The 19,970-nt window shown below is 67.8% G+C and carries 8 protein-coding genes; 6 read left to right on the top strand and 2 right to left on the bottom strand.

The features are described 5' to 3' along the window. Nucleotides 1-48 precede the first annotated feature (48 nt). From FRADC12_RS05720 to FRADC12_RS05745, 6 genes are all read left to right on the top strand, one after another. Nucleotides 49-2,127: a hypothetical protein gene (locus FRADC12_RS05720; protein ID WP_045875846.1), complete on the top strand. Its 2,079-nt coding sequence runs from the start codon at nucleotides 49-51 to the stop codon at nucleotides 2,125-2,127. After that, on the top strand, nucleotides 2,124-3,092 hold the full coding sequence (locus FRADC12_RS05725) for a hypothetical protein (protein WP_045875847.1): 969 nt from the start codon (nucleotides 2,124-2,126) through the stop codon (nucleotides 3,090-3,092). The genes FRADC12_RS05720 and FRADC12_RS05725 overlap by 4 nt, the downstream gene beginning before the upstream one ends. Then, a complete protein-coding gene (locus tag FRADC12_RS05730; protein WP_045875848.1) occupies nucleotides 3,089-8,632 on the top strand; it encodes a DEAD/DEAH box helicase in 5,544 nt (1,847 codons plus the stop codon). Before FRADC12_RS05725 ends, FRADC12_RS05730 begins: the two co-directional genes overlap by 4 nt. Nucleotides 8,633-8,961: 329 nt before the next feature. Continuing rightward, the gene (locus tag FRADC12_RS05735) at nucleotides 8,962-10,338 is read left to right on the top strand and encodes a hypothetical protein (RefSeq protein ID WP_045875849.1); all 1,377 of its coding nucleotides are present in this window, start codon (nucleotides 8,962-8,964) and stop codon (nucleotides 10,336-10,338) included. Next, nucleotides 10,335-11,108: a hypothetical protein gene (locus FRADC12_RS32010; protein ID WP_045875850.1), complete on the top strand. Its 774-nt coding sequence runs from the start codon at nucleotides 10,335-10,337 to the stop codon at nucleotides 11,106-11,108. Before FRADC12_RS05735 ends, FRADC12_RS32010 begins: the two co-directional genes overlap by 4 nt. After that, nucleotides 11,105-12,793 (top strand): Hsp70 family protein, encoded by a 1,689-nt coding sequence (locus FRADC12_RS05745; RefSeq protein WP_052710715.1) that lies wholly within the window; start codon nucleotides 11,105-11,107, stop codon nucleotides 12,791-12,793. Before FRADC12_RS32010 ends, FRADC12_RS05745 begins: the two co-directional genes overlap by 4 nt. A 95-nt stretch (nucleotides 12,794-12,888) precedes the next feature. Here the strand turns inward: FRADC12_RS05745 and FRADC12_RS05750 are convergent, their stop codons facing one another. Together FRADC12_RS05750 and FRADC12_RS32860 are read right to left on the bottom strand one after the other, a co-directional pair. Next, nucleotides 12,889-18,120 carry a tetratricopeptide repeat protein gene (locus tag FRADC12_RS05750; protein ID WP_045875851.1) on the bottom strand — a complete coding sequence of 1,744 codons (5,232 nt, stop codon included), beginning with the start codon at nucleotides 18,118-18,120 and terminating at the stop codon, nucleotides 12,889-12,891. A gap of 251 nt (nucleotides 18,121-18,371) precedes the next feature. Further along, entirely contained in the window at nucleotides 18,372-19,808 is a 1,437-nt protein-coding gene (locus FRADC12_RS32860; protein WP_052710716.1) for a restriction endonuclease, read from the bottom strand. Nucleotides 19,809-19,970 lie beyond the last annotated feature (162 nt).

Raw genomic sequence — 19,970 nt, forward strand, 5'->3', positions numbered from 1 at the left:
TGGCCCTATCGGCGGAGCCACACGGGGGAAGGAACCGGTCACCGGGCGATGGATTCCGCACGCTACCTCGAATGGCAGATCGTCCTCGAGGAGACATTCTTCAACCTGGACTGGGCCGACCAGCCGGTGATTCTGTATGTCGACGACGACGAGGCGGCAGCGATCCAGGACGAATGGGGGCTGGAGACACCACTGGTCGAAGCGGTCCGGCGGGTGGTCCGTCCCAACTCCGCGAGACCGTACTGGGTCGTCGAGGCACTGGTAAGCACTCACGCACGGCAAGAGGCCGCCCCGCCCGTCCTGCCGTTGCTCGCCTGCGCGGTCATCGCCGCGACCCGGATGGCGAATGATGGCGTCCGCCGCAAGACCAACTACCACTACCACTTCTCGACGATGCTGGCTGGGCAGGAAGGAGCCCTGACGTCGGACGACTACAAAGCACTGGTCGACATGTGGGAAGCCCTCGCCGGGTGGCAGCTCAGCTGGGGGACCTCCCGTGGTCTGTGCACGATCCCGATGCGCGACTACCTGCCGGTCAACCAGTCGAGGATCGGCTACGCCCTGTCCCAGGCGGTCTTGCGCGGCTCCGACCGGCAGTTGCTGCCCCGGCTCTTCGAGACCCTGCTCCGGCGGGGCAATGGAGCCTGGCCCCAGCCGGGTTCGGTCATCGTCAGCGCCGCGCTCCTGTGGGACCAGTATGACCGGTTCTCTCGGGACTTCCGTCTGGCCGTCGAAGACGAGGAGACCCGACCCGTCGTCGAGCGGCTCCTGGACCAGTTCGCGAGCACCTGGGATGGCTCTCCAGCCCAGCGCCGCCAAGGCTTTCCCACGGCGGACCTCGTCGTCCGGTTCGAGAACCGGGAACTGACCTGGCTCGCCCGCGTGCCGCGCCAAGATACGGACCGGTACGACCTCCCGGACGGTGTTCGGCTGCATCGAATCGCGGACACCGAGTACTACGAGGTGCGTGGATTTCCCGCGCCGGACGGCGGGTCGCTGCGCGCGGGAGTATGTCTAATTGGGGATGCGCTCGCCCTGAGCCGGCCAGCGTCGCCGCTGGTCCTTCTCACCGAGAACGAGGCGCTCGATTGCCTGAGCAGTGTGGATCGTTTCGTTCCCGGCAACGAGTATATGATCTTGGCCGCGCCCGAGGCGGCGCGCGATGTCGAGGAGGTCCTGAACAAGGCGGCGGCGCCGGGACGAGCCAAGGCTGCGGGGCGTCTCGCCTGGGTACCCGCGGGGTGGACTCTCCATCACGGGGTGCGCTTCGACGACGCGCTGACCTTGCGACAGGCGATCCGCGGAGTGCAGGGGCCCCTGTTGGCCGCAGCGCCGGTTCTGCGGTTCCGGTCAACTTTGGAAGGCGGTCTGCGGCTGGCACCGGACCTCGGCAAGCACCTCTACCTGGTCGGCGGCGAGCCGGAGCTGGTCGTTGCGGACCGGCGGCCTTCCGAGGGCGCCCGTGAGGCGGAGGTCGAGATCCTCCTTGACAGCGACCGTCTGGTTCTGGCGCCCGCCGACGATGGATGGATTGCTCCGGTCCCCCTACGCGGCCGTAGCCTGCCAGCCGGGCGCCATGTCATCGTTGTCGAGGATGCCGAGCTGACGTTCGACACGGCCGAAGGCGCTCCCGACGTGGCCGAACCCGCAGACGTCGTCGGCTTCCCGGCCGCGCATAGCTACCCGACCGTCGTCCCCGCCGGGGAGCCCGTACTGCGAGGCGCCTGGCTGGCCGATGCCCAGGACTCCGCCGACAGGTCCCCTAGTCCACGCATCGCACTGTGTCGGCGCGGAGCGCAGGAGACCCGCTTCGTCTCCGGTGATGGCCGCGTCTGGCAGATAAGCGAGCCGGATGTCCCGGCGTGGTGGTCCCGGCTGGGCCCGCCGTCGTCCGCCTCGACCTGCTTCGAGGTGACTGTTCCCGTCGGCGGCGGCTGGATCCTGCAGCTGCGCGAAGGCGCGTGGCGAGCCGAACCCGTTCAGCCGACCGAACCCGCGTTTCCGCCCTCCGCGGGCAACCGGATCTGGGCACAGACGGTTCTCGGCGCGGCCGACGGGTCCGCTGACCCTCGGTGGCAGTGCTACGTGCGGCTGGCCGAGAAGCTGAACAGGGAGACGGCGGAATGACCAGCGGGACATACGCGCTGTCGGTCGGCGATCTGTTGCTGCGGTGGGTGAGCGAGCTCGGGTCCGGACGGCTACGCGACCTGCGCACCTCGGTGAGGAGGGCCGCGCTGGGCCGCGGCGTTGACTGCGCGCCCGGCGCCGAGTCCCGGTGGGTGCGGGATCTCGCTGCGCTCGGCCATCTCGACGTTGACTGGCATCGAGACCGGTGGTCGGTCGCGCCCTCCGTGCTGACCCGGCTGCCGTACTCCGACGGCCTAGCCGTCGTCGTCGGGCGGCGGACAGCATCCTTCGACCGGGGGCTGACCGACGCGGAGTCCTGGGCGACCCTGATCCGGGTGGCCAATCCGGCCATGTCCGGCGAGATCCCGGTACCTGACACCGTTGTGCTGCGTTACGAGGACCCGGCCTGGCTTCCCGACGACGCTCGTCGACTGGGTTGTGCGTTCACGCCGTGTGCCGCACTCCAGCTGGCAGGGCTGCTGCAAGAGGTTGAAGAAGGTCCCCTCGCGGCGCCGCCGGCTTCGGACAACGCCTTCACAGTCCAGCGCTTCTCGCTCGCCGACGGCCGATACGAGCCGACAGCTCTCTACAGTGCCGACGGCCTCTATCGATGGCGCAGCGCCGACTGGAGCCGTCTCACTCAGGTACGCCGCGGCGGTGCCTGGCGGACGGTCGAGCACGAGGTCGGGGTGTACTTGGAGCTCGCGGATCGGATCTCCGTGCTGCGCTGGGCCGCGGAACCCGGAGCCGGTCGTTCGCTGATCGGCTGTCTGACCCATGACCGCGCCGCGCCGCTGCCGCCGCTGCACGCGAGGGCAGCCGTCCTCTGCAGCGGGCTGCGGCCGCGGGTCGATGGCACCGCGAGGACAGTCTCGTATGACAATGTGCCGCTGCCGGTCGGCGAAAGGATCGCGACGTCCCTGCGGCAGCGCCTCTCCGAAGTGTCGAGAAGGGATCCCGGATGACCGGCGAGGGGCAGCGACCAGGCGGCGGGCTGGCGCGGGATGTGGTCGGTTCGTTCAAAGCCCTGCGCGAGACCTATCTGCGGTACTACGAGACGCCGTTCGCTCTGGAGGATGCGTCTGTCACCGCCGAACGGCGGGCGTTGCTCGACAAGGACGGTGGCGCCTGGCGTGAGCCGCTCCTTGAGCTGCGTCCGCAGTACGCCCTGTACGACCATCCACTATCGGAGTCGTTCCGGGTCGCCGGCGCCCATCCCGAGGCGGCAGATTTCGCGCGATTTGCACTGCCGGACGATGTGGACACCCTTTACCAGCACCAGCATGACGCGCTGGTCGCTGCCTGCCGGGACGGGCGGGACGTCGTCGTCACAGCCGGCACCGGCTCCGGCAAGACCGAGACGTTTTTACTGCCCGTCCTCGCGGACCTCATCGCGGAGTCTGCGAGCTGGGGCGGGCGCGGCGCGCGGCAACCGGCCTGGTGGACCAGAGGTCCGGGCGCCGCCTACACGCCGAGTCGGCAGAACGAGGCCGGTCATCGTCCGGCGATGCGCGCGCTCATCCTGTACCCGACGAACGCGCTCGCCGACGATCAGCTCGTACGGCTACGGCACGCGTTCGATAGTGATCCGGCCCGTGACTGGCTGGACCGCCACCGGGCCGGTCACCGCTTCTATTTCGGCCGGTACACCGGCGCGACACCCGTCCCGGGCCAGCCCACATCAAAGCCGGCCACGGAACGACTACGTGGCTACCTGAGCCAGCTCGCGGACCGTCAGGACCGTCTTCGCGGAAAGGCGCACGACTTCATCGCGAGGGTCGGGGGCGCGGAGATGCACGCCCGATGGGACATGCAGCGCGCCGCGCCGGACATCCTGGTCACCAACTATTCGATGCTCAACATCATGCTCCTGCGCAGGCAGGAGGCCGAGATCTTCGAGTCGACCCGGCGCTGGCTGGCCACCACCCCGGGTGCGCGGTTCACGCTGATCCTCGACGAGCTGCACATGTACCGCGGCACGGCAGGGACCGAAGTCGCCTACCTGCTGCGTAAGCTGCGGCACCGACTGGGCCTCGACGAGGCGCCGGAAAAGCTGCGGGTGCTGGCCGCCTCCGCGTCGCTGAAGGCTGGGCGCGATGACGACTTCGTCGAGGCATTCTTCGCGTTGCCCCGTGGGCGGCACCTCGTCGTGCCCGGTGAGCTGGTTCTGCCGAGACCGCGGCCGGGCTCCGGACAGGAGGTCGTCGACCTGTCTAGCGATGTGGCAAGCCTCGAGGCGGCGGCGGACGGGGAGCTCGACCCGGCTGGGGCCTCCGCGCTTCTCGTCGGCACAGCCGGGGCGGACGCGCTCGCGCGGACGTTGGCGCCAGCTGGAGAGCCGACGGCCATCGCGCTGACGAACGCCGCAGATCGCCTGTTCCCCGATGTGACGGACGCGAGGCGTCGGACGGTCGCACTCCACGGGCTGCTGCGCGCCCTCGGCGTTGCGAATACTTCGGGCCTGCCCAAGATCCGGGCACACATGTTCTTCCGGAACATCGACGGCTTCTGGGCCTGCTCGGACCCCGACTGCCCCGATGTGCCCGTCGCGCGCTCGGCACGCCGGCGAGTGGGCCGGTTGTTCCGCCAGCCGACGCCACGATGCAGCTGCGGGTCGCGGGTCCTCGAGCTGCTCTTCTGCCAGAACTGTGGCGACCTGTTCCTAGGCGGGTTCGCCGTCCCCGCGAAGCTCGGGAAGACATCGTTCCGCGACTTCCTGCACACCGATTTTCCCGACTTCGACCAGTTACCGGATGAGGGGTCCGCGACACCGAACGCCGGCAACTACGTCGTCTACTGGCCTCGGCCCGAGAGCGCGACCAGGCTTGACAACAATGAGTGGACAGGATCGCTGGCGAACAAGGGTGCAACCGTCAGCTTCCAGTTCCGGCGGAGCAGCTACCAGCCTTCGACCGGGCGCCTGGCCAACGTCAAGCCGGGCTTCACCGGTTGGTCCTTCCACGCGGTCCCCGTCCAGCCGAAGGACGGACTGCCAGCCGCGACGCTGCAGGATCTGCATGCGTTTCCGGCCCGTTGCCCGGCGTGCGCAGCCGACTGGGAGACCCATCGCAAGCGCAATCCACGCACGGGTGCGTTCGAACCGATTGGCATCGATGACCCGGTCCGGCTGCGGACCGCGCCGATCCGTCGGATGCGGACCGGCTTCGAGAAGGTCAACCAGGTGATCACAACCGAGGCGCTTGGTCATCTCCCCGCGGACCAGCGCAAGATCATCGCCTTCTCAGACAGCCGTGACGACGCCTCCGAACTCGCGAGCGGTCTTGCTCTGCGCCACTACCAGGACCTACTCCGCCTCCGCGCGGCCGAGGCCGTTGCCGCCCAGGGCGACCCCCATACGGACCTGCAATTGGTCAAGGCCCACTACCGTAAAGAATCGGTGGACCGGGACCAGGTGCGGGCTGCCCTGCGCCGGCTGACCGAGCGGCATCCCCGCGAGGTCACGATGCTGAAGGCGATCCTTACCGACGACATCGACGCCGAGCCCGATCGGCTGCCCGAAATCGAGAAAGTACTCGGCCGACTGCCATCCTTGGCGGATCTACGATTCGACCTGCGCGGACTTCTACTCGGCACCGACGGCCCCGCGACGAACCCAGGCGGCCCGGCCGCGTCCCTGCAGGAGCGGGACGGGGCACGCTGGACCGCGCTGTTCGACTGGCAGCACGGTCGCCAGCTGCGCGCAGGGCTGACCCAGCCGCAACTTGAGTTCCTCGACCAGCTCGATGGCAGACTCGGCGAGGAGCTCATCGAAGGGCTTTTCGGCGCCACCGGCCGTGACTTCGAGTCGCTGGGACTCGGCTGGCTATGCGTGACGGGCGACCGACAGCCTCTCGACCTTCCTACGGACACTGACACGGCCATCGCGCGCGCGAGTCTGCGGATCCTTGGGCAGATGCGCCGGTTCACGGGGCAGCGGGCTGCTTCGGAAAAGCCTCCGGGCGCGCTGGACCGATACTGGAAGCAGGTCGCGCGAAACCTCGATACCGACGCCGAGTCCATCCAGGCCCGGGTCCTCGCTGTCTGGGGAGCGGCCGTCGTCCAGTACTGCGTCGATCCTGCCCAGGTGGCGCTTCGTCTCGGGGATGGCCGGGCTTGGATCTGTCCGACCTGCCGGCGTCCCCACCTGCATCGCGGCGGCGGAGCGTGCACGCGCTGCCTGTCGCCCCTGCCCACCGAGGCCCGGCCGTTCGGCGGCACGGACGACGACTATTACGCATGGAAGGCACGTACTCGCACCGGCGACTTCCCGCTGCGCGCCGCCGAGCTCACCGGACAGACCGATCGAATTGACGCTCAGTCCCGACAGGCCGGCTTTCAGGACGTCTTCCTCGGCGATCAGGACGTGGCCATCGCCGACGGTATCGAGGTGCTGTCGGTGACAACGACCATGGAGGCCGGCGTCGACGTCGGCGCGCTGAACACCGTGATGCTCGCGAACATGCCGCCTACCCGGTTCAACTACCAGCAGCGGGTGGGCCGGGCCGGCCGGCGCGCCAGCCCGACCGCGAGCGCCATCACCGTCTGCCGCGGTCGCAGCCACGATGAGCACTACTTCGCACATCCCGACGAGATCACGAACGCTCCAACCCCGCCGCCCTACCTCGCGCTGAACATGCCCTCGATCTTCAAGCGGGTCCTGCTCGGCGAGGTGCTGCGGCAGGCGTTCGCCGCGCTCGCCGCCCAGTCCACGGGCTCGGACGACGAGCCGGACCTCACACGCAATGTGCATGGCGAGTTCGGCCTAGCGGCCGAGTGGACAGCGCACCGCGGCTTCGTGGGCCGCTGGGTCGACAGCCACGGGGACGACATCGCGTCCGCGGCGCAGGCGCTGCTGGCCGGCACGCCCGAGCCGGTCGCCTCGATCGATCCGGACAGCTGCGTCCGGCAACTGCTCGCCGAGGTCGACACCGAGGCCGCGACAGCAACAGGTCACGTCGACCTCAGCCAGCGGCTCGCCGAACGAGGCCTCTTGCCGATGTTCGGCTTCCCGACCCGTGTCCGGCTTCTCTACACGAGGCGCCCCACAAACAGCTTCCCGTGGCCGCCAGAGGGCGCCATCGACCGGGGCCTCGCGGTGGCCCTCAGCAAGTTTGCTCCCGGCGCTGAGACTCCCCGCGACGGTCGCTGGTACCAGTCGAACGGCATCGCGTCGTTCGCGCCGGGCGGCTTCCGGCCGGCGGCGGTCGACGAGCCGCTCGGCACGGAGACCAAGGTCGCGATGTGCCGACTCTGCGCGCATATCCAGGTCCTGGGCGATGCTCCTAAGCCGGAGACCTGCCCGGCCTGCGGCGCTTCCGAGCGGAACTACACGGCGTTTCCCGTCCGCGAGCCGCTCGGCTTCCGCGCCGGCACGCCTCGCGATTACGACGGCATTCGCGATGGGATCAGCGGTGCGACGAGTTCACGTACGGCGACCGATCTCGAACGGGACGCTCCTCGCGTCGCGCGGGCCGTCGACGACTGGCTCGTCGTGCACTGCGGCACCGGCGACCGGCACACCGTCAACCCGAATAGCGGCCGGCTGTTCCGGTTCCGACGCGACACGACGACCGGTTGGGGCGGCTACGTGGTCGTCCGCGACCCGTCGGCACCCGCGGACGTGGAGACGGCGCTGGGGGCGGTCGAGCACACCGACATGATGTTCGTCGGCGCCCGTGCCGCACTCGACCCCGCCCGCGGCCTGCGGTTCGACATGGCCCCCTATCGACAGGTGGACGGCTTCCGGGAAAGTCATCACGGCCGGCGCGCAGCCTGGTACTCGCTGTCCGCGCTGCTGCGCCGCGCCGCCGCACCCTACCTCGACGTGCAGCCGGACGAACTGAGCGCCGGCATACACGGCTCGGCCTCAGCGCCCTCGCCGGTCTTCGCCTACCTGGCCGACACCCTGGAGAACGGCGCCGGGTTCAGCACGCACCTGGGTTCCGTTGATCACATCGACGACTTCCTCCAGGCCGTCGACAGGTATGTCGCCGAACTCCGAGCGGACCACGCCGACACCTGCCGCGGTTCCTGCTACCGATGCCTCCGGGATTATTCGAACATGCGGCTACATCCGTTGTTCGACTGGAGGCTCGCGGACGACCTCCTCGGAGGTCTACGGAGCGGAACGCTCGAGACTGACCTCGAGGTGCATGCTCGGCTGCTGGACAAGTGGGCGCAGGACCGCTCTAGCCTGCACATCACAATGCGGGACACACCGCATGGGCCGATCGCGGTCGCCGACGGCGACCTGTCAGAAGAGCCCGTCGTGGTTGTCGTGAAGCATCCGCTCGAGTCCGGTGGCGCGCTCGCCGGATCGGCTGCCGCATCCGGGTTGGCTCGCTGGAGCGGCCGAGTTCCGCTGGCGCCCCGGCTGGAAAAGCTGCGCGACTACGTCTACACCACAGGGGTGGCTACCCGTGTCGCGTTCGTGGACGCGTTCAGACTCGACCGGACACCCGGCGCAGTCACGAGCACGCTGGTCGAGTTCGCGGAGGGCGAGTGACGACCGGGCCTCTGTTCTCCCACGCCGAGCCAGCTCCCGCGTCGACCTCCCGCGAGGAGGCACTCCGACGAGAGCTGCAACGTCGCCGCGATCTTCAGGCCCGGCGCAACGACCCACAGACACCCGCGATACCTGACGGCTTCACGTCGCGGTCGGTCTGGGATGCCGCGTCCCATGCGGCCACTGCACTGGCCGCGGCTGTCAGAAGCGCCGGATATCCAGCCGACACGCTGGTTCACCGGCACGCCGATGCTTCCGCCCACGAGTTGGCACGCCTCGCAGTCGACGCAGTCAGCCCACTACCACCGGTTACCGCGATGCGACTTCTAGTGGACGCATTCCCGTCGATCCCCGGCCTGCTCCCGGAACTGGAGGCCTCGCGAGCATCGGAGCTGGTTGGAGGCAGCATCCCCACCCTGGGCAGTGCGCACGACGACCTCTCCGACCGTGCCGCCCCCGTTCTGCGCACTGCTGACACTGTCTGGCAACGCTATGTCAGCTACGAGCGGCTCCACCATCACCTGCTAATCAGCTCAGCCGAGCAGCGCGCGCTCGCCACGTATCTACCGGAGCCGCTTGTCGATGACCTCATCGAGACCCGGCGGCTTGGAGCCCAGGCAGTTCCGATGTACGGAGCCCGCCGGCTCTACCTGATGGCACGACTCCGTCCAGGCGACGTCACGGACGACGATCTGTCGGAACTCGGCTGGACCGACGAGCAGGCACGTCGCGACTTTTGGCACCGGGTCAGAGATGGTGACGTAACCGTTCTCAAGGACCGGCGTGGACTGGAGCCCGTCCAGCTCAGCCTGCTCGACGACCTGGACCGGGTGAAGGCAACCCGCCGGGTCCCGTCGACCCTCGTCGGCCAGACCTGGCTCTGGCCGATGCTCGAGCGGCTGACGCCGGGCCAGGCCCAGAGCCAGACCGGCCAGGACCACGGATTCGGCTCCTGGATCAGCGTGCGGCGGATGCTGCGCGGGCTCCGGGGCGCCCACCATTACGAAATCCGCGGCAACGCCATGAACGCTGCCAGGCTCTTCGAACAGGTACGTGTGCAGGCGATCCAGCACCGCGCCGTGCCGTCACCCGCCGGTTGGGAGGCCCGCAACATCGCGGCCTACCTCCTCATGCGAAAGGACCGCAGCGGGCAGCACGCGACGGAGGCACTCGAGGAGATTAGCCCGGGACTCGACAGCCGACATCTGCCGGAAGACAGGTTGTCGTCGTCGGCCCGCCGAAGCCTGGAACACAACCGGTCGGTGCTGCGCACGCTCAACTCCGGTCTGGAGTCCGGGCATGTGCTCAATCCCTACCTAGTCCTCGGCGTGCCGGACCAGGCGCCCACCGACGTCTGGAGAAGCGCCTGGCGCACTCTGCGCCGTGAGCTCGATGAAGACGGCGAGGCGCTAGTCAACGAGGCCAAGGACGCCGTTCAGGCCATGGAGCGTGGTCACGCAGCGTCCGGACCGTTCCTCGTCCCGCTAAACCAACAGCGCTGGCAGGACCCACCGGCAGGTGCGGTGCCCGCAGCACGCGGTGCCCAGCCGATGCCGCGACGGAACCCGCCGGCGACAGCCGAGCAGAAGGCGTTCTCCATGGATCAAGCCGCCATAGGCCTCATCAACGCGGCCCGCCACCATGCAGGGTTGCCGGTCCTGGCCGACATCAACGACGACCTCACGTCAGAGGATGACAACCGGTGAACGGCGCCTCCAAGGGAAATGCCTGGAACATGCCCAAGAAGGGCCGGCCGACCAAAGGCAAGGCGAAGTCCCCAGACAAGGGGCGCCCGGACAACCACAACAAGCGAGAACCGCAAATCGTCGTCCGAGTCGGCGTCGGCCACCCCCGGTTCGAACCGGGAACCTTCGACGCCCGTGCTCTTCTCACCTCCGTTCTGGCAACTGTGGAGCCCCGGCTGGACGAGAGGCTGAGCGCGGTCGCCGACGCCGCGCTGGGCACGGGCGCGGACGCCGAAGGTCTAACGCGAGCAATCCAGACCACGAGTCGTCAGATCGCCGACGCGGTGCGGTCCGGCGTGATCGACGGCATGCGGGCGCGAGATCGCCACCTGGCGCAACTGGTCGTCATCGACCGTGCCGCAGCACACGCGGGAAGCCTGACCGAACTGCGGACCCGCATCGAGCAGGAGCTCGAACGTGCCGGGCTCCGCAGGATCTCAGACCTGGCCGACGTCTCGTCGTTCAACCTCGTCGAGACCGCCACCGGCTCCTCTGAGGCGCCCAAGCAGGGGCAACGGTACGAACTCGTCAGCCCCGCATACGTCGACGCCGAGACCGGGCACACCATCGAACGTGGCTGGATCCGCACGGCGCCCGACGAAGCATCACCCCCAGGGGGCAAACTCCACGGCCGCTCCTCCCGCGCGCACCGGACACCCCGTCGGACGGACACCGACGAGCCGACGACTGTGGACGAAGCAGCAACGACCGGACGGGAGGAGGCCCCGTGACCTTCGGCATCGATTTCGGGACGAGCAACTCGGTCCTGGCCCGCTCCAACGGCCAGGACGTCGAGATCGTGCCGGTCGACAGCGGGCAGGTCCCCGCGCAGTGGCGCCAGCCCGAGTTCGAGGACCTGTTCCCGTCGGTGCTCGGGATACGCCCGCTCCAGCGCACGCTGTGCTTCGGCTGGGCCGCGAAGACCGTCGGCAGCGAGCCGGTAGATGCTGTAAAGCGCATGCTGGGGACGAGATCGGCGGGCAGCCAGCAGGTCGACGACGGAACGCCGCGACTGGAGGAGCACAACATCTGGCTGGGCGGTGAGCCGTTCCGCAGCACTGCCGCGGCAGCCTCGCTCTTCGCGGAGATGAAACTGGCTGCGGGCCGCAGCTTCCTCGAGCTCGACGAGGCGGTGGTGACCGTGCCGGCGAACGCCACTGGCGGTGCCCGGTACCGCACCCGGGCCGCCGCCCGGCTCGCGGGCATCAGGGTCAAGGCGCTGCTTAATGAGCCGACCGCTGCGGCCGTCTCCTACGTCCACGACATCGCGATCGAGGGCCGCCTGCTCATCTTCGACTGGGGCGGGGGCACCATCGACGTCACGGTCCTCGAGTACGACGGCAAGTTCTTCGAGGAGCGGTCCTCACGCGGCATCGCGGCCCTGGGCGGCCTGGAGTTCGACGAAGCGTTGGCGCGGATCTTCATCACGAAACTCGGACAGACCCCGGAGAATCTGTCGAAGGTGGAGCGCGCGCGCTGGCGGCGTGAGGTTGAACTTACGAAGATCGCCCTTTCGCAGCCGGACGCCAGCGAGCTGGCCTTCGACCTGCCCGCACGCGGAGTCAGCTTGACGGTGGCACGCGCCGAGTACATCGACGCCGTCACTCCGCTGATCACAAGGGCGATGGAGCCGCTGTACCAATGCCTAGAGGACACCGGCATCGGCTCCGACAAGATCGACGCTGTCCTGATGATCGGTGGCACGTCGCAGATCCCCGAGGCGCGCGAGGCTGTCGGGAAGGTGCTCTCACCGGAGAGCATCGTTCCCGCCGAGCTGTGCCATCCGATGACGGCGGTGGCGCGAGGCGCGGCTATCTACGGGGCCGCACTCGACGACCCTGACCAGCATGGCCAGTTCGCTCTCGTGACGAACTACGATCTCGGCACCGCCTTCGACGCTGGCCCTCGGAGAGGCTTCAAGCCCATCATCGGGCGCAACCGCACCCTGGTCGCGCTCGGCGAGATGCGCTTCGTACCAAACCGGCCCCACGCGTATGCGCTCAATATCGAGATTGTCGAGGGCGAGGCGGGTTTCCCGGCCGACAGCGACCGCGCCTTCCCGTTGAGCAACCTGCAGGTAACGTTGCCGCGGCGGGAAGCCGATCCGGAGGCCAACGCGGTCATCGTGAAGTTTCGATATGACCACAGCGGGATCCTCAAGGTCACGGTCATCCACGAGAAGAGCGGTCGGGAACTGCTCTCGGACGAACTCGATTCTTTCGGCGAGGATGGCACTCCCCTTCAGACCGGTCTACGCGAGGAGTTGATCCGGCTCCTCGGGCACACGGACGTTCCCTTCGCCGAGGCTGGAACAGACGAGCCGCTGGTAGAGGCCAAGGCGCCAGTCCCGGGCCACGTCTTGCCCCTCTTGGATGGCGACCTTACCGTGAATGGCCGACCTCAACGACGACTTTGACTGCCCGCTGTCGGCTACGCCTTCCTCCGGTGGCGGCCGGGTCTGGTCTTGGCGCGCTGAATGGTCGGTTGTTGTCGTGGTCACCGGCGGCATTTCTAGGCCGCTGACTCCATAAGTGTGATGAGCTGGTCAATGACTTGGTCAGGGCGGGTCCGCCGGAGACGACGCAGGCGGGCGGTGGCCGCGCCACGCTGGAGAGCAGTGCCCTGTGAGATGGCCGATGTGATTGCTGTCACGGCGTTGGATGGATCGCCGGTCAGTAGAGCCTGAATGCCGGCGAGGAACGGTCCGCTGAAGGGTGCCTGGTCGATGGCGGGCGCGGCGGCCCTTAGATGGCTGAGGGTGGCGGCGTCGCCGATGGTGGCGGCGTCCGTCGCTTCGTCAATCGCGACCGTTGGGTCGATGACGATGTCGAAGACGTCGTCTGTGGTGCGGTTCGCCAGCAGGTTGAGGATGCCGAGGTGCTGCGCCGCCACTGGGTTTTTGGCGGCATTGGCCACAAGGGTCGCGTGTGTTCTGGGATCGGTCGTCAGCTCAGGATGGGCGGTTAGGTAGTCGCGTGAATCGGCCCAGGTCGGCGCGTTGAGCCAGCCTTCGAGGAGCTCCTTGAAGGCGGCGGCCTCGCCGTAGCGTTGCAGTACGGCGTCTAGGCCATCAGCGACGATCTCGTCGAGCATAGCGGCCAGATTCTGGATCGGCTGGTGTTCAGGGTTGATGACGGCGAGGACGGCGACTTCGTTGCGCCGGTCGGGCTGTGTGAGGAGCGGAGCTGCCGCGGCCAGGATCTGTTCGCGTTCGTTCCAGCTGCCAACTGCTGCCCAGGCTCGGATCGCGTCGATGGTGTCCTCGCGAGCCCGAAGTGTTGCCCAGGCGGGTAGTCGTTCGGCGTATGGTGCTGCAAGGTCGCTGTCGACGTTCAGGACGAATCCGATGGCTGTGCGTACGAGGCGGCGGCCCTGCGTGACGACAGTGGACGCGGGGCTGTCGTCGATCCTTCGCGCGGCGACCACAAGGTCGTCGAGTGCCCCGTCGATATCTCCCGCACCGGCCCGCCAGGATGCGCGAGCCGCGTGCAGGTAGCCGGTTGCTGCAGGCTGTTCGGCTAGCGGGCTGCCGGGATCGAGTTCGAACAAGGCGTGCGCAGCGTCCACATCGCCTTGGGCCGAGAGCGCGTCAGCGAGGTTTGTGAGCGACGTCGTCAAGTCCGAGAGGAATAGGGCCGAGTTTGTCTCGGCCAGCTGCCGGTAGATCTGGACAGCTTCTTTGGCCGCAGCCAGCGCCTCGGAGAGGTCACCCGTCGCGCGCAGCACGTAGGCAAGGTTGTTCAGAGCCCCCGCCAGCACCGGAACGAACATCTCCGGTCGAACCTTGACGATTTCTCGGTAAATATTCACGGACTCACGCGCGACGTTTTGAGCTTCTTCTGCTTCGCTGACCGTGACTAGTAAAGGGGCGAGGTTGCTCAGACTCCCTGCCAGGTTAGGCAACCAGAGGGTCCGGTTATCGGCGACGAGCGTGCGATAAATCTCTACTGTCTCGCGTGCGACGGGCAGCGCCTCGGGTTTCTTGTCTGCTCTCGTGAGCGCTACAGCGAGATCGTTCAGCGCCGCAGCGAGGTCTGGCGTGGGCAGACCTGGCTGGGTGTCCGTCTGGCGTCGTCGCAGGTCGACGGCCTCGCCGGCGACCTCCAGGGCGCTGGGGTGCTGGCCGGCCGCGGACAGTGTCTGTGCGAATGCGCTTAACGAGCCGGCGAGATACGGCTCAAACGCGGCAGGGTTGCTTTCGCGTAGGCGGCGGAAGTGTTCGACGGCTTCGGACGCTGCCGCGAAGGCTTCGTCCGGATGGCCGGCGTCTGCGAGTCGATGGGTGAGGTTGTGCAAGGACCGGGCGAGGTTGAACAGGAAGGCGTCCGGGTCGCGGGCAGCCAACTGGTGCCATATCTGCGTGGCGTCACGAGCGACGGACATGGCTTCCGTACGCTCACCGACCTCCGAGAGCCTGCTCGCATAGTCGGTGAGCGATCCGGCGAACTCGGGCAGAAACACATCAGGCTCAGCTCGGGCCAGAGCCTGCCGTAGTTCGACGGCCCGGCGGCCGGTTTCCAGGGCCTCAAGGTAATCACCGGCTTCCGCGAGCCGGTTAGCCAGATTGTGTAGCGCATCCGAGAGATTCGGCAGATAGGCCCCAGGATGAGCGGCGGTGACGCCTTCGAGGATCTCGACGGATTCCCGTGCCGCTGCCAGGGCCAGCACCCGGTCTCCTTTCGCGGCGGCTGCGGTACCGAGGTTACTTAGCGCCCGTCCCAAGATGACGGAGGACGTGGGGTTGAGAGTTCTCCGAAGGAGTTCGACCGCCTCCTGTGCGACGGTCAGCGCCTGCCGTTTGTCACCAGCATCGAGAAGCTGGATGGCGTGGTTACTCAACGATGTCGCGAGGTCGTCTCGATGGGCGCCAGGGTTGGAACCGCTCAGTTCCCGATTGATGTCGACCGCCTCGCGGCCCGCTTCCACCGCTTCGTCGCGTTTCCCAGCCCTGGACAGGCAGGCGGCAAGGTTGCTGAGCGCGACGGCCAGTCCCGGCTCGGCTGCAGACTCGGTGCCCGCGCTCGGACGACGTAGCGCGACCGCTTCGCGGGCGGCTGCCACCGCTGACGTCCGATCGCCCGCGAGTAGCTGTGCGTTCGCGAGGGCGTCCAGCGATCGGGCCAGAACGTCGCGACATGCGGCCGGGTGGAACGTGTGGAGTTGTCTGCTCAGATTTACCGCGTCGCGGGCGGCCAGGACTGCCTTCGCGCGGTCGCCAGTTTCGAGGAACACGCGGGTCAGCGTCATCAGCAGGTCTGTCAGAGCTGGGATATGGGCGGCCGGGTCCACATCGACTAGCGGACTGAGGAGACCCACGGCGTCCCACCCACGTGCAAGTGCTTGATCGTGTTCGCCCGCGATGAGGAGCTGAAGCGAGAGCGTGGCCAGCGCTGTCGCGAGGGTGCCCTCGAGGGCGGGGTCTAGCGTGACGAGCTCCCGCAACATCTCGACGGCCTCACGTGCGGCTGCCACAGCCTTCTCGCGATCACCGGCCTCCATCAGGTGGTGACCGAGGTTGTTCAGCGCGATGGCCAGGCCGACCTTCGCTGCGGCTTCGCCGGTTTCGGCAAGCGACCGGTACAACGCGACCGCCTCCAGCGCGACGACCGTGGCGTGCGTCCGGTCATTGGATTCTGAGAGCAAGCTGGCGAGATTGGTCAGCGCGGAGGCTAGACCGCGCCCATGAGCCTGCAGATCTCCGGCGGCGAGCTGGCGGAAGTCGTTGACCGCGTTGCGCGCCGCAGCCAGCGCTTCCGCGTATCGGCCGTCGTCGGCGAGCCGTACCGCGAGGATCCGCAGCGCGTCGGCTCGTTCTGCCGTCGCTGGTTCGCCGCTGGCCGAGGTCCCTTCGGGAGAGGTGGGCACGAGGCGGTCCGCGACGGCGAGCGCAAGCGACCGCAATGTCGTATGGCCCGGGGGAATGTCGCTGGCGAGTAGCTGCAGCGGAAGCGGCGAGTCCGGTCGCTGTGCGAGCGCCAGCAGTGCGTCCAACCACGGCCCGCCCTGGGCACGGGCCACGGTCAAGGCCTGCTGCCAGAGGCCGGATACCTGGTCGACCACGAGACGCGCGAGGCCGGCGACTGTCGTCCTGTCGGCGCCGCTCGTCGCGGCGCGGGCGAAGGCAACACAGGCGTGGAGACGTTCCTGGTCGTTGGCCTCGGTCAACCAGCCGACGAGCACGTTCGGGTCGTTCGCGTAGCCGGCGACGACGAGGTGATCACCGACCGGGTCGGGGCGCAGCGCGATCGTCACGCCTGCCGGATCGACAGGCAGAACCCGGGTAAGGATCTCGACGACCTCGCTGCGGAACCGATCGTCGTCGGCCAGGCCATCAGCGTGGCGCAGAAGGGCGGGAAGACGACTCGGGTGCGGAGCCAACAGCGTCACCGCAGCGCCGGCTGCCCGGAGTACGGCCCGAGGCGGCCTGCGACCGCCGAATTGGGCCTCGTATGCACGGGTCCAATAGTCGAACTCGTGGCCGAGAATCTCCTCGTACAGTTCGGCCTTCGCAGTCGGCCTGCGACCAGGGTGGTGGATGTCCAGCCACGCGAACATGACCAGGTCCAGCGTCGTCCAGCCACCCGCTATCGGAGGCTCGGGCAGCCCGGAGATCGGATTTCGTTCACCCGCGTCGCGGGCGAACGCGGCGCGGGCGCGACGGAACACCCGAGCCGCACTGGGATGGTGAACCGGTAGTTCATCGGCCACGACGCCGGTCGAGATGCCAGCGCGACGCAGCGCCGGCCTGAGGTCATCGGTCCACCAGCCAGAGACCGCGCGGGCGCCGAGGATCAGGCAGGTCGGCCCGCCCTTGCGCAGTTCCAGAACGCGGACCGCCGCGACGATGTCCTCCGGCCGGGCTGCCTCGGCGTAGTCGCCTGCAACGGCGACCGGGCCGGTCAGTGTCGACAGCCAGTCGAGGCTGTCGCCTGAGAGGCCGTCCCTTAGGAACCCGGCGTACCATCCGGCCGCGGCGAGCCGCGCCGTCAGCTCGGCGAGCAGATGGGTCTTGCCTGATCCGCCTGGTCCGGTCACGATCCGCAGCCGCGGCCTAGACGTGTCGGTAGGCAGGTGCATACACCAATCCAGCAGCGCGTCGAGTTCATCGCGACCCTGGAAGGGGACAAGTCCCCTACGGGCGCCCATTGCGGCCAATGGCCCGTCATCCTCGTCCGCCCGGAGATATGGCGCCGACAGCGGCTCGACGACCGGGAAATTGCGCAGCCAGGCCCGGCCTGGAAACCCGGCTGCCCCCGCCGGGCGTCGTGCTCCCGGCGGCAACGGCGCCGCCTCGGGCCAAGTCCGGCCGGGCGCCACAGCACCCCGGGTTGCGTCCAGCAGCTCGTTGATGGCCTGCGGTGCCTCAAGTTCGAACAGGTCTACAGGGTCCAGCGGTGCCATCAGCCCGGCCAGAGGCAGGTTCGTGATCCGGACCGGAAGGAGTGGCCGGACTTGGCCGAGGCCGTCGCCAACGAAGACGGCCTGCCACTCTGCGCCCCGTAGGGGCGACCGGTGATACGCCTCCGACACGACCGCGACCGTCAGCCGTGCTCCGCGGATGGCATCGTCGGTCAGGCGGAACCAGTGGTCGGCCGGCAGGACGTCCCAGGCCCGCAGGAACACTGAATAGCCGGCATCCTCAAGCTGCCAGGCAATCCACTCTGCCCAGCCACCGTCCTCCGATGCGTAGGAAACGAACACGTCCCAGCGCGGCTCGTCGTCGGGCCGGCCCCCGTTGGCCATAAGCAGATCATCTCACCGCGCGGTTTCGACGAGGCCAGCGAGGCGCTTGATCCTAGGGCGACCCGCAATCTGCGGCATGCCGGTCTCCGGTGTGGCCGTCGCCCTGGTGCTGTCGGTGACGCGGACTGAGACGAGCCCTGACCAGGAGAGCGCCGCCCGCAGAGTCCGAACGGAGCAACGACCGCGCGCTGGTCCTCAGTAGACCGCGCTCCATGCGCGGAAGCGCATCCGAGGCGACCGTCTCCACCGCGTCAGGCGCTTTCCGTCCCGCGCCCTCGTCGAGGTTCGACGACTCCAGGGATGACGTCGAGGTCGAGGTATCTCTTAATCATGTGTTTCAGTTCTGCGCCTTTAATGAGGGTGATGCGGTTACGTTTGGCAAACGCGATGCTCGATGGGCCGTACCAGGAAGTGGTGACGACCATTCCCGTGGCAGCATTGTGGTCGTTCATCGATCCGGCGACTGCTTGCACTGTTCCGAGCTCGACTCTGTTCTTAGTGCGTTTGGCTTGGACGAGACAGACGCCCCCGAAGATGATGTCGTCTTTGGTCGCGACGACATCGATGCCGTCGTCGCGCGAGTCGACGGTTCGGTACGCTTCGATGCCCATGGCCTTGAGCAGCTTCTCGATGAGTCTTTCGAAGTCATGTGGGGTGAGTTGCATGAGGTTCGGCCGGGATTCGAGATCGGCTAGCTCGGTCGCGTCGTTGGCGAGCCTGAACCGACGGAGGTCGAACGTCACAACGGGTTTCACGGCCTCCAAGTCGTAAGGATTGGGCGAGACTTTCGCGCCCAGTTCACGCAGGCATCCGATCGGGTCGGTGACGCGATCAAGTTCAAGGCTCGCTTCGAACAAGGGCCGTTCGGGTTCGAGGCTGACCAGATGGTAGAGGGTGTCCTTGCCGGTCGTGGGGGCAACGTCAATGACGGTACCGTTGAAGACAACCACATCGACGAGATCGAGCGCCTTCGTGGCCTCGAAAACCTCATGGACTATCCGCAGCGTCATCCAGGCGACGAGCTGCGCATAAAGCTTCTTAACCTCAGGCTCTTTCCATTTTACAGGCCTGACCTCGGGAGCTGTCTTGAACAACTTATGCTCCCGGACCTCGGGGATGACGGACCGTCGCGGGAACTCGATCTCGATGACGATGTCGTGTTCCTGGGGCCGGTAGGCGATCTTCCTCGTTACAGGAAAGCCGTCAGGGTAGGTGGTAGAGGCAAGCGCCTGGCCGACGAACCACTCGACTGCTTCTGGGTCACCCTCCATACACGCCGCCCACTGCGCTGCGAGGCGGGCGTTGTGCGCCGCGACACGGTCGTGGGCCGCGGATGCCTGCTGATCGTGTCTGGCACGAGCAGCATCGAGCTCCCGGAGCCGGTCGGCTTCGGCCCGCTGGAACTCGGCGGTGTCGGCTTCCCACTGGGCTCGGGCCGCGTCGAGTTCCCGCTGGTATCGACCCGACCCGCCCACCAGGCGACTGGCCCGACCAGGAGTGGGAGGCTCGTAGTCCTCCCACTCCGGCGGCGTGCCGGCGACCGCAAGTTGTCCCGGCCGAAAGACGGACTGCTCCGCTACGATCTCCAGCGCGGCCACAGTGAAGACGGGTGACCCTAAGCCGTTGAGCAAAAGGTTCCTGCCCAGCTCAGCGATATGAGCGGCCGCAGCAGCGTTGTCGTTGTCCACGGACTGCTGACGCTGGGCCTGATCCCGGTCACGCTTCTCTTGCGCTTCCCGCTTCGCTTCCGCAGCCGATTCGCGTCTACGTTGCTGCGCGGCCTCCCGCTCAGACCGTGCAGCCGCGGCGCGTCGCTGCTGCCATTCCGACTGCCCGCCACCTGACTGCGC

This window comes from Pseudofrankia sp. DC12 (assembly GCF_000966285.1).
Lineage (GTDB): Bacteria > Actinomycetota > Actinomycetes > Frankiales > Frankiaceae > Pseudofrankia.